General features: G+C 64.8%; 16 protein-coding genes and 1 rRNA gene. 10 read left to right on the top strand and 7 right to left on the bottom strand.

The window, feature by feature from the left end; genetic code table 11:
- The 3 genes from AC27GT_RS10860 to AC27GT_RS10850 form a co-directional block, all read right to left on the bottom strand.
- Window positions 1-661 (bottom strand): 16S ribosomal RNA (locus AC27GT_RS10860); the annotation flags it as partial.
- A 105-nt stretch (window positions 662-766) separates the two neighbouring features.
- Window positions 767-1,228, bottom strand: coding sequence for a transcriptional regulator NrdR (nrdR, locus tag AC27GT_RS10855; protein WP_028494308.1), 462 nt, complete (start codon window positions 1,226-1,228; stop codon window positions 767-769).
- Window positions 1,225-1,932: an SDR family NAD(P)-dependent oxidoreductase gene (locus AC27GT_RS10850; protein ID WP_026329073.1), complete on the bottom strand. Its 708-nt coding sequence runs from the start codon at window positions 1,930-1,932 to the stop codon at window positions 1,225-1,227. Before AC27GT_RS10850 ends, nrdR begins: the two co-directional genes overlap by 4 nt.
- Before the next feature lie 28 nt (window positions 1,933-1,960).
- Here AC27GT_RS10850 and AC27GT_RS10845 point away from each other — a divergent pair, with 28 nt between their 5' ends.
- A complete protein-coding gene (locus tag AC27GT_RS10845; protein WP_015716558.1) occupies window positions 1,961-2,440 on the top strand; it encodes a macro domain-containing protein in 480 nt (159 codons plus the stop codon).
- 26 nt (window positions 2,441-2,466) lie between these two features.
- On the opposite strand, the gene AC27GT_RS10840 is transcribed toward AC27GT_RS10845, so the two are convergent.
- A complete protein-coding gene (locus tag AC27GT_RS10840; RefSeq protein ID WP_038031394.1) occupies window positions 2,467-3,369 on the bottom strand; it encodes a putative Ig domain-containing protein in 903 nt (300 codons plus the stop codon).
- A 30-nt stretch (window positions 3,370-3,399) separates the two neighbouring features.
- Here AC27GT_RS10840 and dcd point away from each other — a divergent pair, with 30 nt between their 5' ends.
- The 5 genes from dcd to trmH are packed head-to-tail and all read left to right on the top strand — an operon-like array spanning window position 3,400 to window position 6,815.
- Window positions 3,400-3,945 (top strand): dCTP deaminase, encoded by a 546-nt coding sequence (gene dcd / locus AC27GT_RS10835; RefSeq protein ID WP_015716556.1) that lies wholly within the window; start codon window positions 3,400-3,402, stop codon window positions 3,943-3,945.
- A gap of 3 nt (window positions 3,946-3,948) precedes the next feature.
- Window positions 3,949-4,554 (top strand): peptidylprolyl isomerase, encoded by a 606-nt coding sequence (locus tag AC27GT_RS10830; RefSeq protein ID WP_015716555.1) that lies wholly within the window; start codon window positions 3,949-3,951, stop codon window positions 4,552-4,554.
- The gene (locus AC27GT_RS10825) at window positions 4,551-5,636 is read left to right on the top strand and encodes an ATP phosphoribosyltransferase regulatory subunit (protein ID WP_038031391.1); all 1,086 of its coding nucleotides are present in this window, start codon (window positions 4,551-4,553) and stop codon (window positions 5,634-5,636) included. The genes AC27GT_RS10830 and AC27GT_RS10825 overlap by 4 nt, the downstream gene beginning before the upstream one ends.
- Window positions 5,633-6,256, top strand: coding sequence for an ATP phosphoribosyltransferase (gene hisG, locus AC27GT_RS10820; protein WP_038031388.1), 624 nt, complete (start codon window positions 5,633-5,635; stop codon window positions 6,254-6,256). The genes AC27GT_RS10825 and hisG overlap by 4 nt, the downstream gene beginning before the upstream one ends.
- Window positions 6,240-6,815, top strand: coding sequence for a tRNA (guanosine(18)-2'-O)-methyltransferase TrmH (trmH, locus tag AC27GT_RS10815; protein WP_038068434.1), 576 nt, complete (start codon window positions 6,240-6,242; stop codon window positions 6,813-6,815). The genes hisG and trmH overlap by 17 nt, the downstream gene beginning before the upstream one ends.
- Here the strand turns inward: trmH and AC27GT_RS10810 are convergent.
- Together AC27GT_RS10810 and AC27GT_RS10805 are read right to left on the bottom strand one after the other, a co-directional pair.
- Window positions 6,805-7,758, bottom strand: coding sequence for a branched-chain amino acid transaminase (locus AC27GT_RS10810; protein ID WP_038031382.1), 954 nt, complete (start codon window positions 7,756-7,758; stop codon window positions 6,805-6,807). The two genes, trmH and AC27GT_RS10810, sit on opposite strands and share 11 nt — an antisense overlap.
- A 37-nt stretch (window positions 7,759-7,795) precedes the next feature.
- Entirely contained in the window at window positions 7,796-8,692 is an 897-nt protein-coding gene (locus AC27GT_RS10805) for a LysR family transcriptional regulator (protein WP_038031380.1), read from the bottom strand.
- A 102-nt stretch (window positions 8,693-8,794) separates the two neighbouring features.
- Here AC27GT_RS10805 and AC27GT_RS10800 point away from each other — a divergent pair, with 102 nt between their 5' ends.
- A complete protein-coding gene (locus AC27GT_RS10800) occupies window positions 8,795-9,703 on the top strand; it encodes a manganese catalase family protein (protein WP_015716549.1) in 909 nt (302 codons plus the stop codon).
- A 39-nt stretch (window positions 9,704-9,742) separates the two neighbouring features.
- Here the strand turns inward: AC27GT_RS10800 and dprA are convergent, their stop codons facing one another.
- Entirely contained in the window at window positions 9,743-10,744 is a 1,002-nt protein-coding gene (dprA, locus tag AC27GT_RS10795; protein WP_015716548.1) for a DNA-processing protein DprA, read from the bottom strand.
- Between the two features lie 121 nt (window positions 10,745-10,865).
- Between dprA and era the strand changes: the two genes are divergently transcribed.
- From era to AC27GT_RS10780, 3 genes are read left to right on the top strand one after another with little or no spacing between them, the layout of a single operon-like run.
- Window positions 10,866-11,771, top strand: a complete 906-nt coding sequence (era, locus tag AC27GT_RS10790) for a GTPase Era (RefSeq protein ID WP_015716547.1) — start codon at window positions 10,866-10,868, stop codon at window positions 11,769-11,771.
- Window positions 11,772-11,815: 44 nt separating this feature from the next.
- Entirely contained in the window at window positions 11,816-12,697 is an 882-nt protein-coding gene (locus AC27GT_RS10785; protein ID WP_038068424.1) for an acyltransferase, read from the top strand.
- Between the two features lie 3 nt (window positions 12,698-12,700).
- Window positions 12,701-13,510 (top strand): HesA/MoeB/ThiF family protein, encoded by an 810-nt coding sequence (locus AC27GT_RS10780; protein ID WP_487224150.1) that lies wholly within the window; start codon window positions 12,701-12,703, stop codon window positions 13,508-13,510.
- The last annotated feature ends 99 nt before the right edge of the window (window positions 13,511-13,609 follow it).

The following is a 13,609-nucleotide window of genomic DNA, read 5'->3' as shown; positions in this document are numbered from 1 at the left end:
GGGAATTCCACCACCCTCTCCCACCCTCTAGCCTGAGCGTATCCCACGCTCCTCCACGGTTGAGCCGTGGCCTTTCACATGGGACGCCCCAGGCCGCCTACACGCCCTTTACGCCCAGTAAATCCGGGTAACGCTCGCGCCCTCCGTATTACCGCGGCTGCTGGCACGGAGTTGGCCGGCGCTATTACCTGGGTACCGTCATCCCCCTACACGGGGCTTTCGTCCCCAGTTCAGGAGTTTACACCCCGAAGGGCTTCCTCCTCCAAGCGGCGTCGCTCCGTCAGACTTCCGTCCATTGCGGAAGATTCCTAACTGCTGCCTCCCGTAGGAGTGGGGCCCGTGTCTCAGTGCCCCTGTGGCCGGCCATCCTCTCAGACCGGCTACCCGTCGTCGCCTTGGTGGGCCTTTACCCCACCAACTAGCTGATGGGACGCGGGCCCATCCGGAAGCGGGCTATTCACCCTTTAGTCCTACCCCACAGGACAGGACCACATGGCGGATTAGCCTGGGTTTCCCCAGGTTGTCCGCCTCTTCCGGGTAGGTCACCCACGCGTTACTCACCCGTCCGCCGCTGGGCAGGTATAAACCTACCCCGCTCGACTTGCATGTCTTAGGCACGCCGCCAGCGTTCACCCTGAGCCAGGATCAAACTCTCCAATAAAATTAACGCCCGAAGGCGTTGTTGGCTTCTTGGTGTTAGCCTCTGCTCTCCCCTTTTCAAGATCCCCCTGCTTGGGCTTTCGCCCGCGCAGCAAAAGCTATGCTATCAAGCCCCCTCCTTCTTGTCAACACCCCCCAGGCGCCGGATCTCCTCGATGAAGCGCTCCACGGAATCAAACTCCCGGTACACGGAGGCGAAGCGGATGTAGGCCACATGGTCCAGATCCCGTAAAAAGGCCATGGCCTTCAGGCCGATCTCCTCGGAGGTGATCTCCGGACCCGTCACCTGGTCCTCAAAGGTGTAGGCGAAGCGGCGGAGAACCTCCGGGTCCACGGGGCGCTTTTCGCACGCCAAAAGAAGCCCCCTCAGGAGCTTATCGGGGTTGAAGGGTTCCCTTCGGCCGTCCCGCTTCACCACCATCAAAGGCTCCAGCTGGGTGCGCTCGTAGGTGGTGAAGCGGCGGCCGCAGGCTGGGCACTCCCGGCGGCGGCGGATGGCCGCCCCCTCGTCGGAGGGGCGGGAGTCCACCACCCGGGTGTCGGGATGACCGCAGTAAGGGCACTTCATGGCACTTCCCTAAGGAGCTCGTAGATCTCGGGGGACGGGGGAGGCTCGGGAAGCTCCACCTCCAGCACCACCCCGCGCACCCCTTCGGAAACCATGGAACCCAGGCCCAGGGCCGCCCGGACCAAGGCTTGGTCGTAGGCTTCGGAAACCGGATCCCGGGAGGGCACCACCCCGTTCACCCGCACCCCGGGGAAGGTCCGGGTGACCCCCTCGATGAGCCCTTCCACCGCCCGGCGCACGGAAAGGGTATGGGGCTCTATGCGCACCGCCGGCGGCAGCACCAAGGTGACGAATCCACCCCCTGCCAGGTGGCGCAGACCCTGCTGGAGCACATACAGGCTGGACTTCACATCCTGGCTCATGAGGTCGTACCACTCCCCTTCCAGAAGCTCCACGAAGGGGGTCTTGCTCTCGGCGGTGGTCACGTGGACGATGCCGTCCAATAGCCCAAAAAGCTCTTCCACCTTTTCAAAGGTGCTGGTCACATCCAAAACCACGCTCATATCGCCCCGGATGGGGATGGCCGTGGCCCCCAAGGCCTCCACCTCCGAGGCCACGCTGGTGGCCAGCTCCACGTCGGGGTCCACGGCGATAACCGTGGCCCCGTTGCGCCCGTAGCCGTGGGCGATGGCCCGGCCGAAGCCCCTGCCGGCCCCGGTTACCATAACGATCCGCCCCTCGAGCCCCAAGATATCCCGTGACATCAGGCCCATTGTACGGGAAAATGAGGACATGGCCCGCATCCGCGTGGAAGAAGGGGACATCACCGAGTTCCGGGGGGATGCCATCGTCAACGCCGCCAACAACTATCTGAAGCTGGGCGCCGGGGTAGCGGGGGCCATCCTGAGGAAAGGAGGCCCCTCCATCCAGGAGGAATGCGACCGGATCGGGAAGATCCGGGTGGGGGAAGCCGCGGTCACGGGGGCGGGGAACCTGGGGGTGCGCTACGTGATCCACGCCGCCGTCCTGGGGGATGAGCCCGCCAGCTTGGAAAGCGTGCGCCAGGCCACCCGAAGCGCCCTGGAAAAGGCCGTGGAGCTAGGCCTAAGGACCGTGGCCTTTCCCCTTCTGGGCACCGGGGTGGGAGGGCTTCCCGTGGACCAGGTGGCCCAGGTGATGCTGGAGGAGATCAAGAAGGCCCCGGATACCCTCGAGGTCACCCTCTACGGCTACCGCAAGGAGGACGCCGAGGCCATCCGGAAAGCCCTTTGAGGCTACACCTTAAACATGCGAGGGCACTAGGGGGAACCTTCCTCCTGGGGTGGCGGGGGAGCCTCCTCCCGCCCAGAGGGAGGGGTGCTTCCGGGAGCGGCTGGGGCGGCTACCTTGGGGAAGTAATCCTTGGCCAGGGCCTCGAGGTCCTGGGCATCCACCTTGCCATCCCCGTTGCCATCCCCTTTGAGCTCCTTCCCCTCCTTGCCCCAGTTCTGGGCCAGTTGCAGGAGGTCGGCAAAGGGCCTGCCCCGCTTCAAAGCCTCCCCCAGGAGCTTCCCCTCCTTGTCGTAGAAGACCACCCGGGGGGAAAACCTGGGGGTAAGGGCCTTCTGCGGGGTGAGGAGGAGGCGGAAGGCCTCCTGGTCCTTTAGGGGTTTGGCGAAGGCCACATCCAGGCGCAAAAGCCCTGCCTCCGCATCGTAATCCAGGAGGTAGACGGGGCTCGCTACCTTCAGGCTGGCAAGATCCGGGCTCAGATCCTTTAGGGAAAGCTCCAGCTGGAAGCCCAGGGCCTCCCGCACCTCCACCCGGCCCAAGAGCAGGAAGGGCCCTTCCACCTGGGCCGGCGGGGCCACCAGGGTAAGCCTAGGCGGGGGTGGGTCGGACACCGTGAGGGTAAGCCGCTGGACCCGGCTGTTCTTGGCCCCGTCCTCCACGGTGAGGGTAAGGGGGAACTGGCCCTTCTCCCTGGGTACCCCGGTGATCCGCCCGCCCTGGAAGGCAAGGCCTTGGGGGAGTTTGCCCTCGAGGCTAAAGGTGTAGGGCCGCACCCCACCTTCGGCGCTGAAGGTGGCGGTGTAGGCCTCCCCCAGGTAGGCGGGAGGAAGGCTGGTGCTGGTGAGGCGCAGGGGTTCCATTCCCGCCCCCGTGGGGTCTTGGGTGCCACAGGCGGCCAGGAGGAGGAAGAGGGGCCAGAACTTCCGCATGGGTCCAGTCTAGCGGGTATAGTTGAAGGCATGATTAAGCCGGATTGGTGGATCCGGGAGATGGCCAAAAAGGGAATGATCGAGCCCTTTGAGGAAAGGCTGGTGCGGGAAGGGGTGATCAGCTACGGGCTTTCCAGCTTCGGCTACGACCTCCGCGCCGCCCCAGAGTGGAAGATCTTCACCAACGTCTTTTCCACGGTGGTGGATCCCAAGGGCTTTGACCCCAAAAGCTTCGTGGAGTACGAGGGCGAGGAGGTCATCATCCCCCCCAACTCCTTCGCCCTCACCCGGAGCATCGAGTACATTCGGATGCCGGAGAACGTGATCGCCATCGCCCTGGGCAAAAGCACCTATGCCCGTTGCGGCATCGTGGCCAACGTGACCCCTTTGGAACCTGGCTGGGAAGGGCACGTCACCCTGGAGATCTCCAACACCACCCCCCTGCCCGCCAAGGTCTACGCCAACGAGGGCATCGTGCAGATCATCTTCCTCGAGGGCCCGCGGCCCGAAACCACCTATAAGGACCGCCGGGGCAAGTACCAAGGGCAGAAGGGCATCACCCTGCCCCGGGTGTAGGCTATGAAGGTGCGCCTCCTCTTCCTCGCCTTCCTTCTCCTCCTGGGCGCCTGCAAGGGTGAGAGCATGCAACCCCTTCCCTACCTTTCGGAAACACCGGTCCGATCCTTCAAGGCACCCCAAAAGGTGCTGGAAGACGACAAGGATTACTACGCCCGCCTGAAGACCACCAAGGGGGATATTCTTCTTGATCTCCTGGAGAAGGAGGCCCCCAACACGGTGAACTCCTTCGTCTTCCTGGCCCTCCACCGCTTCTTTGAGGGGGTGGTGTGGCACCGGGTCATCCCGGGCTTCGTGGCCCAGACAGGGGATCCCACGGGCACCGGCCGGGGTGGGCCCGGGTATAGCTTCGGGTTGGAGATCGCCCCCGGTTTGGCCTTCGACCGGGAGGGTATGGTGGGCATGGCCCGCACCCAGGACCCCAACTCCAACGGCAGCCAGTTCTTCATCACCCTGGCCCCCACCCCCCACCTCACCGGGCAGTACACCCTCTTCGCCAAGGTGGTGGAGGGCATGGAGGTGGTAAGGCGCCTTGCCCCCACGGAGGGCCCAGGCGCCACGGGGGAACGGGACAAGATCCTCAGCGTGGAGATCCTGGTCAAGGAATGATCCCCGAAGGCACCCGTTTTCTGCTTCCCCCCGAAGCCCGGCTCAAGGCCGAGCTTATGGCCCGGCTACGGGATCTCTTCCTCCGCCATGGGTATGAGCCCGTGGAACTCCCGGCCCTCGAGGTCTACGACCCCTCCCATCCCCTGGCGGAACGGGCCTTCAAGCTGGTGGACAAAACCGGGGAGGTCTTGGCCCTTAGGAGCGAGTTCACCACCCTTCTGGCCAAACTCCTAAGGCCCCACCTGGGGGAAGGAGTGGCCCGCTTCCAGTACGCCGGGGCCCTTTGGCTTAGGGAAGGGGATGCGGAACTCGGCCGCTACCGGGAGTACACCCAGGTGGGGCTGGAACTCATCGGGGCCACGGGCCCCCTGGCGGATGCCGAGATCCTCTCCCTGGTCTTCGCTGCCCTCGAGGCCCTGGGCCTGGAAGGGGAGGTGGAGGTGGGCCTTCCCAGCCTGGTGGGGGAGGTGCTCAAGGCCTCGGGCCTGCCGGAAGAGGCCCGCAAAGAAGCCCAGAGGGCCATCCATCGCAAGAACCTGCCCGAGCTCACCGAGCTCCTCTCCCGCCACCCGGTTTCCCCGGAGGCCCGGCGTACCCTCCTGGCCCTCCCCGACCTCTACGGGGGCATGGAGGTGCTGGCCGAGGCCAAGAGCCTCCCCCTCCCCGAAAGAGCCAGAAAGGCCCTGGAGGATCTGGAAAAGACCCTGGAACTTCTGGAAAGGCCCGTGCTTTTGGACCTGGGCATGGCCCGGCGCTACGAGTACTACTCGGGGGTCTTCTTCCGCGCCTACACCCCGGGGTTCGGCCTGCCCCTTTTAGGAGGCGGCCGGTACGACGGGGCCCTCCTCCCCAGGGCGGCGGGGTTCGCCATAGGGGTAGAGCGGGCCCTGGAGGCCCTAAAACCCCCCAGGGTGGACGTAAGCCCCGAGGTTTTGGCCCTGGACCTGAAGGCCCTTCGCCGCTTCGCCCGGGAAAAGCGGGTGGAGCTCTTCCACGGGGAAGACCCCGTGGCCTACGCCAAGGCCCGGGGCATCCCCTACCTGGCCCAAGGCGAGCGCATCTTTAAGGTGGAGGAGGCATGAAGCGCTTTGCCCTCACCATTGCCCTGCCCAAGGGGCGAATGTTTCAGGAGGCCTACGAGGCCTTAAGAAAAGCGGGGCTGGAACTCCCTTCCATAGAGAACCAGCGGGCTCTCCTCCACGGCAAGGAAGGAGGGATCGCCCTCCTGGAGCTTCGCAACAAGGATGTGCCCGTCTATGTGGACCTGGGGATCGCCGAGGTGGGGGTGGTGGGCAAGGATGTGCTTTTGGACTCGGGCCGGGACCTTTTCGAGCCGGTGGACCTCGGCTTCGGAGCCTGCCGCCTTTCCCTCATCCGGCGCCCCGGCGATACCTCCCCCATCCGGCGCATCGCCACCAAGTATCCCCTCTTCACCACCCGGCTCCTGAAGGAACGGGGCTGGGTGGCGGATGTGGTGGAGCTATCCGGAAACATCGAGCTGGCCGCGGTCACGGGCCTGGCGGATGCGGTGGTGGACGTGGTCCAGACCGGGGCCACCCTTAGGGCGGCGGGCCTTGTGGAGGTGGAGGTCCTGGCCCACTCCACCGCCCGCCTCGTAGTGAACCGGCAGGCCCTCAAGCTTAAACGCTCGCTTTTAAAGCCCCTGATCGCTAAGCTGAGAAACCGTGACGGAGGCCCGTAGACGCCGCATAGAGGAGGTCCTAAGGAGGCGCCAGCCCGACCTCACCGTTTTGCTGGAAAACGTGCACAAACCCCACAACCTCTCGGCCATCCTGAGGAGCTGCGATGCAGTGGGGGTCCTCGAGGCCCATGCGGTGAACCCCACCGGGGGCGTGCCCACCTTCAACGAGACCAGCGGGGGAAGCCACAAATGGGTCTACCTGCGGGTGCACCCCGACATCCAGACGGCCATCGGCCACCTGAGGGAGCGGGGCTTTCGGATCTACGCCACCGCCTTGCGGGAGGATGCCCTAGACTTCCGGGAGGTGGACTACACCCAGCCCACCGCCATCCTCCTGGGAGCGGAGAAATGGGGGGTTTCCCAGGAGGCCCTGGCCCTTTCCCATGGAGCCATAAAGATCCCCATGCTGGGCATGGTGCAGAGCCTGAACGTGAGCGTGGCGGCGGCGGTGATCCTCTTTGAGGCCCAAAGGCAAAGGTTAAAGGCGGGGCTTTACGAGCATCCCCGCCTGGACCCAGAGCTTTACCAAAGGGTCCTCGAGGACTGGCTCAGGAAGTGACGTAGGTAAGCCAGCCCTCGTACTCGGGCCGCAAGCCCCTGGCGGCCTCCAGGTAGACCTCCCGTAGCCTCAGGGCAATGGGCCCGGCGGTCCCCGAGCCAATGGGCCGCCAGTCGATCATGGAAACCGGGGTCACCTCGGCGGCGGTGCCGGTCATGAAGACCTCGTCGGCCATGTAGAGCTGGTCCCGGGTGGCCCGCACCACCTGGACCTCGTACCCGAGGTCCCTGGCGATGCGGATCACGGAATCCCGGGTGATCCCCTCCAGGTTCACCGAGTGCTCGAGGGCATAGATCACCCCGTCCCGCACGAAGAAGAGGTTCTCCCCGCTGCCCTCGGCCACATACCCCTCCTCGTCCAAAAGGAGCGCCTCGTCGGCCCCGGCCGCCACCGCCTCCATCTTGGCCAGGGCCGAGTTCACGTAGTTCCCCCCCACCTTGGCCTTGCCCGGCATCACGTTGGCGGGGAAGCGGGCCCAGGAGCTGGTGATGAGCTTGGCCCCCTTGCGCACCGCCTCCTCCCCCAGGTAGGCCCCCCACTCCCAGGCAGCCACCATCACCTCGGCGGGGTTGTTGGGCAGGGGGTTCACCCCCAAGGCTTTGGCCCCCATCCAGGCCAGGGGGCGGATGTAGCAGCTTTTGTAGCCGTTTCGCCGCACCACCTCCTTGATGGCCTCCTCGATCTCCTCCGGGGTGAAGGGGATCTCCATGCGCAGGACCTTGGCGGAGTTGAAAAAGCGCCGCACGTGCTCCTTTAGGCGGAAGATGGCCGCACCCTTGGGGGTTTCGTAGGCCCGTATACCCTCAAAGACGCTGGTCCCGTAGTGAAGGGCATGGCTTAGAACGCTGGTCTTGGCCTCCTCCTGGGGCAGAAGGGCCCCGTTCATCCAGATGAGACCGGCTTTGATATGAACATCCCCACCTTTAGCCTCGGGCTTCACCATGGCGAACCTCCGCCCCCATCATAACGCTTTTCCGCTCCTAGCCCTTTAACCGTAGCTCTCGGAAAACCCCCTTGGCCTCTTCCCCCAGGGCCCGGGCCACAGGTGCCTTAAGGCTTCCCTCCCGCACAAGAAGGTAGACGGTCCGCCCCGCCCCTGGGGGGCTCAAGGGCCTTAGGTGGAGGCGCTTGGCCCGGGGAAGGGTCCACAGGGCCACCTCAGGCAGAAGGGTAAGCCCCCCCACCTCCTCCACCAGAAGGATCAGGGTTTCCAGATCCCCGCTTTGAAACTCCACTCTTCGCCTTTCCAGGCTGGGACGGCAGACGGAAAGGACCTGATCCCGGAAACAGTGGCCTTCCGAAAGGATCCAGGTGTCCTCAAGGGGGATCTCCAAGGGATGAAGGCTCGCCTTGGCATAAAGGGGGTGCCCCGGGGAGATGTAGGCCAGAAACTCCTCGGAAAAAAGGGGAAGGCTCTGCACCCCCGGTGCCCGCTCCTCCGTACCCACCAACCCCGCATCCAACCGGCCCTCCACCAGCCCCTGAAGGATGGCCGGGGTGAGCTCCTCCTCCACCGAGACCTCGAGGCCCGGGTACCTTTCCAGCAACCGGGGCAAAAGCCTTGGCAGAAGATAAGGGGCCAGGGTAGGGATGACCCCCACGCGGAAAGGACCTTGGAAGACCCCCTCCTCTCCCCGGGCGATGGCCATGACCCTAGCCACCTCCTCCAGCACCCGGCGGGCCTGGGCCGCCACCCTTTCCCCCACCTCCGTGGGCTTTCCCTGCCTGCGGTCAAAGAGCTTGACCCCAAGCTCCTCCTCCAGCTTGCGGATCTGCACGCTGAGGGCAGGCTGGGTGAGGTAGACCCGCTCCGCCGCCCGGGTAAAGCTCCTCTCCTCCACCAGGGCCACCAGGTAGCGCATCTGCTCCAGGGTCATAAATTTAGTTTATTCCTATAACCAACAAGATGTATTGGACTTATGCGTGGATCCCCCCTAAGGTGAAAACTGCCTGGCCCTGCCAGGCAGGAGGTGACGAGGATGTTCCTGAGAATAGACCGCCTGCAGATCGAACTCCCCATGCCCAAGGAGCAGGACCCCAACGCCGCCGCCGCGGTACAGGCCCTACTGGGAGGGCGCTTCGGGGAAATGTCCACCCTGATGAACTACATGTACCAGTCCTTCAACTTCCGGGGGAAGAAGGCCCTTAAGCCCTACTACGACCTCATCGCCAACATCGCCACCGAGGAGCTGGGCCACATCGAGCTGGTGGCCGCCACCATCAACAGCCTCCTGGCCAAGAACCCGGGGAAGGACCTCGAGGAAAGCGTGGACCCGGTGGCCGCCCCCCTGGGCTTCGCCAAGGACGCCCGCAACGCCGCCCACTTCATCGCCGGCGGGGCCAACAGCCTGGTGATGGGAGCCATGGGGGAGCACTGGCACGGGGAGTACGTGTTCACCAGTGGGAACCTTATTCTGGACCTTCTCCATAACTTCTTCCTCGAGGTGGCCGCCCGCACCCACAAGCTCCGGGTTTATGAGATGACGGATAACCCCGTGGCCCGGGAGATGATCGGTTACCTCCTGGTGCGGGGCGGGGTGCACGCCGCCGCCTACGGCAAGGCCTTAGAAAGCCTCACCGGGGTGGAGATGACCAGGATGCTCCCCATCCCCCGCATCGACAACAGCAAGATCCCCGAGGCCAAAAAGTACATGGACCTGGGCTTCCACAGGAACCTCTACCGCTTTAGCCCTTCCGACTACCAGGACCTGGGGCTCATCTGGTCCGGCCCCTCCCCGGAGGACGGTAGCGAGGTAAGGGTGGTGGACGGCCCCCCCGAAGGCGGACCCGTCTTTGACGCGGGCCACGACGCTGCCGAGTTTGCCCCCGAGTTCCACCCAGGCGAGCTCTACGAGATCGCCAAGAAACTTTACGAGAAGGCCAAGTAAGGGGGTTCTTCCCGGCTGGGCCAAGAGGCCCAGCCGGCCCTAAAGCGCCCCATACCTCCCCCCGGGCAAAGCCTGGGCCAGCCCCTTAAGCTCCAGCAGGGTGAGGAGGGAAAGCACTTTTTCCGCAGGAACCCCCAAGGCCTGGGCCAGGTCCTCGGGGAGGGCTTCCCCTTGCCTAAGAAGGGCATAAAGCCCCTCCTCCTCCTGGGAAAGCTCCACTGCCTTTTTGGGCTTCCCGGAAAATCCCAGGTAGGAAAGAACGTCCTCTGCGGAAAGGACCGGATAGGCTCCATCCTGGATGAGGCGGTTGGTCCCCAAGGAGTTCGCATCGGTGGGACGGCCCGGCACCGCCAAAACCTCCTTGCCCAGTTCCAGGGCATACCGGGCGGTGATGAGGGCTCCGGATTCCATGGGGGCCTCCACCACGATCACCGCCCGCACCAGCCCCGCAATGATGCGGTTTCTTCTCGGGAAAAACTCCGGCTTGGGTCCGGTGCCGAAGGGGAACTCGGAAACCAGGGCCACCTTCCGGGCCAGCTCCCGGTGCTCGGGAGGATAGATGCGGTCCAAGGCGCTTCCCAAAACCCCCAGGGTGGACCCACCTCCCTCCAGGGCCCCCAGGTGGGCCTCCCGATCCACCCCCCTGGCCAGGCCGGAAACCACGCAAAGCCCGGCCTCGGAAAGCTCCCGGGCAAGTTTGCGGGTGAAGGAAAGCGCCCAGGCGGAGGCTTTCCTGGTGCCCACGATGGCCACCGCCTTCCCTTCCTCCGGAAGATCCCCTTGCACATAGAGGTGGGTGGGAGGTTGGGGAAGCCTCCTAAGCCCCTCGGGAAAGGCCTCTTCCCAAAGCCCCAGGATGCGTACCCCCAAGGCCTCCGCCCGCTCCCTTTCCCGCCTGGCCTCCCCTTCCGCCTGGGGAAGCTGGGTTGCCACCTGGGGAAAGCGTTCTTTTAAGGAAAGAAGGGGGTTTTCCTCCGCCAAAAGCTCAAGAAGCCGCTTGGGCCCGATGCCGGGAAGCAGGGCCAGGGCCAAGGGATCCACGGGTTTAGAGTATACTGAAACATCTGGGTCACGGGCGGAGCCTGTATCCCGGAGTCCGTGCCCGAAGGTCCGGCCCCAGGCCCCAAGGCCAATCCAAGGGGGTCGGGATGACCTAGCAGATATGGAAGAGAAAACCTACTCCGGCTTTGTGGCCATCGTGGGCAAGCCCAACGTGGGCAAGTCCACCCTCCTCAACAACCTCCTGGGGGTGAAGGTGGCCCCCATCAGCCCCAGGCCCCAGACCACCCGGAAGCGCCTTAGGGGCATCCTCACCGAGGGAAACCGCCAGATCGTCTTCGTGGACACCCCGGGCCTTCACAAGCCCATGGACGCCCTGGGGGAGTTCATGGACCAGGAGGTCTACGAGGCCCTTTCCGACGTGAACGCCGTGGTGTGGGTGGTGGACCTCCGCCACCCCCCTACCCCTGAGGACGAGCTGGTGGCCAAGGCCCTCAAGCCCCTGGTGGGAAAGGTGCCCATCCTCCTGGTGGGCAACAAGCTGGACGCTGCCAAATACCCCGAGGAGGCCCTCAAGGCCTACCACGCCCTCCTGCCCGAGGCTGAGGCCAGGATGCTTTCCGCCCTGGACGAACGCCAGGTGGCCGAGCTCAAAGCGGAACTCCTGGCCCTTCTCCCCGAAGGCCCCTTCTTCTACCCCGAGGACTTCGCCAAAAGCGACCAGGACTTCGGGGAGTGGGTAGCGGAGATCATCCGGGAGGAGGCCATGAAGCGCCTCTGGCACGAGGTGCCCTACGCGGTGGCGGTGAAGACCGAGGAGGTGGCGGAGAGGGAAAACGGCATCCTGTACATCAAGGCCGTCCTCTATGTGGAGCGCCCCTCGCAAAAGGCCATCGTCATCGGGGAGGGGGGCAGGAAAATCAAGGAGATCGGCCAGGCCGCCAGGAAACAGCTGGAGGTTTTCCTGAACCGGCAGGTGTACCTGGACCTCGAGGTCAAGGTCTACCCCGACTGGCGCAAGGACCCCGAGGCCTTGCGGGAGCTGGGCTACCGATCCTCCATAGGGTGAGGAAGAGCATTCCCCTGGGGGCCTTTTCCGGTTAGCATACCCTTATGCCCTGGCTCCTTCCTCGAGGCATCGCCCCCCTTCACGAAAAGGCCCTGGACCGCTTCATCGGGGCTTTGGTGGAGAAGCTTTCCGATCCCAGCGTGGACCGGAACGCCCTGGTGAGAGAGGAGCTTGCCCGCCTCCTCTACGGCCGGCCCTATGCGGAACTCCTGGAGCTAAACCCCCTGGCCGCCATGGGGCTAGACCCCGAGGGCATCACCTTTGAAGCGGAGTACTACGCCGCCACCGACCAGGAGAAGTTCCAAAAGGTTAAACCCCTCCTTTGGTTCTGGAAGGTTTTGGACCTCACCCCCATCGGCCAGTCCGTGCACTCCGGGGTGGCCATCCGCCGGGCCTTAGCCCCCTTCATCTTCAAACGGGTGGGGAAAAACCCCAAGTTCTTCCAGAACGTGGAGTTTTCCGTGGGGTACAACCTGGAGCTGGGGGACGACGTGGTGGTCCACCGCTACGTGCTCCTGGACGACATCGGGGGCATAAAGATCGGAGACCGCACCTCCCTTTCCGACTACGTGAACGTCTACAGCCACACCCACCACGTCCTGGCCTCCCCTGACGTCACCCTCAAGGAAACCATCATCGGTAGCGGGGTGCGCATCACCTACCACGCCACCATCCTGGCCGGGGTGCGCATCGGGGACGACGCCATGGTGGGCACGGGGGCCATCGTCACCAAGGATGTGCCTCCCCATGCCATCGCCCTGGGCATTCCCGCAAGGCCCACCCGCTATAAGGTCCGCCACGACTGCCCCTACTGCCGCAAGGGGGAACCCCACCCCTCGGACCTCATCCCCAGGGCCCCCGACCGCAAGGGCAACCCCGACTTCCCCGACTTCCTCCCCCCTGGATTCGGAACCCGGGAGGCCTAGGCCATGTGGACCAAGGAGGAACTGGACCGGTACCACCGCCAGATGATCCTGCCCCAGGTGGGCCCCGAGGGGCAGGAAAGGTTGAAGCGCTCCTCCGTGGTGGTGGTGGGGGCCGGGGGCCTGGGTGTGCCGGTCCTGCAGTACCTGGTGGCCGCCGGGGTGGGGCGGGTGGGCATCGTGGAGATGGACCGGGTGGAGCTTTCCAACCTCCACCGCCAGGTGCTTTACGCCACGGAGGATGTGGGCAAACCCAAGGCCCTGGCCGCCAAGGAGCGGCTCTTAGCCCTGAACCCTCTGGTGCAGATCGACACCTACCCCGTGCGCCTCACCTCGGAAAACGCCCTGGAGATCCTGAAGCCTTACGACCTGGTGATCGATGCCTCCGACAACTTCCCCACCCGCTATTTGGTGAACGACGCCTGCGTGTTCCTGGGAAAACCCCTCGTCTACGGGGCCATTTACCAGTTTGACGGCCAGGTGGCGGTCTTCCACCACCTGACCCCTGAGGGGGAGATGGGGCCCTGCTACCGGTGCCTCTTTCCCAAGCCCCCTCCTCCGGGAAGCGTTCCCTCCTGCGCCGAGGCCGGGGTCTTCGGGGTGTTGCCGGCGGTGGTGGGAAGCCTCATGGCCGCAGAGGCCCTTAAGGTGCTTTTGGGGATCGGGAAACCCCTGGCTGGGGCCCTGCTCCTCTACGACGCCTTAGAAGCCCAGTTCCGCAAGCTTTCCCTGCGCCGCAACCCCGCCTGCCCGGTCTGCGGGGACCACCCCACCCAGCGGGAGCTTATAGACTACGAGGCCTTTTGCGGCCTTTGATCCTACCGGGTGGGGGTCCCCCGGGCTACTCCCTTGGACCCTTAGGGGGCGCGCTAAGGTGGGAAAGAGCCAAAAGCTAGAGGGAAAAAGCCGGGGGTC

The sequence above is a fragment of the Thermus sp. KWY1 genome, assembly GCF_057547025.1.
This window is presented reverse-complemented; position numbering and strand designations above follow the sequence as displayed.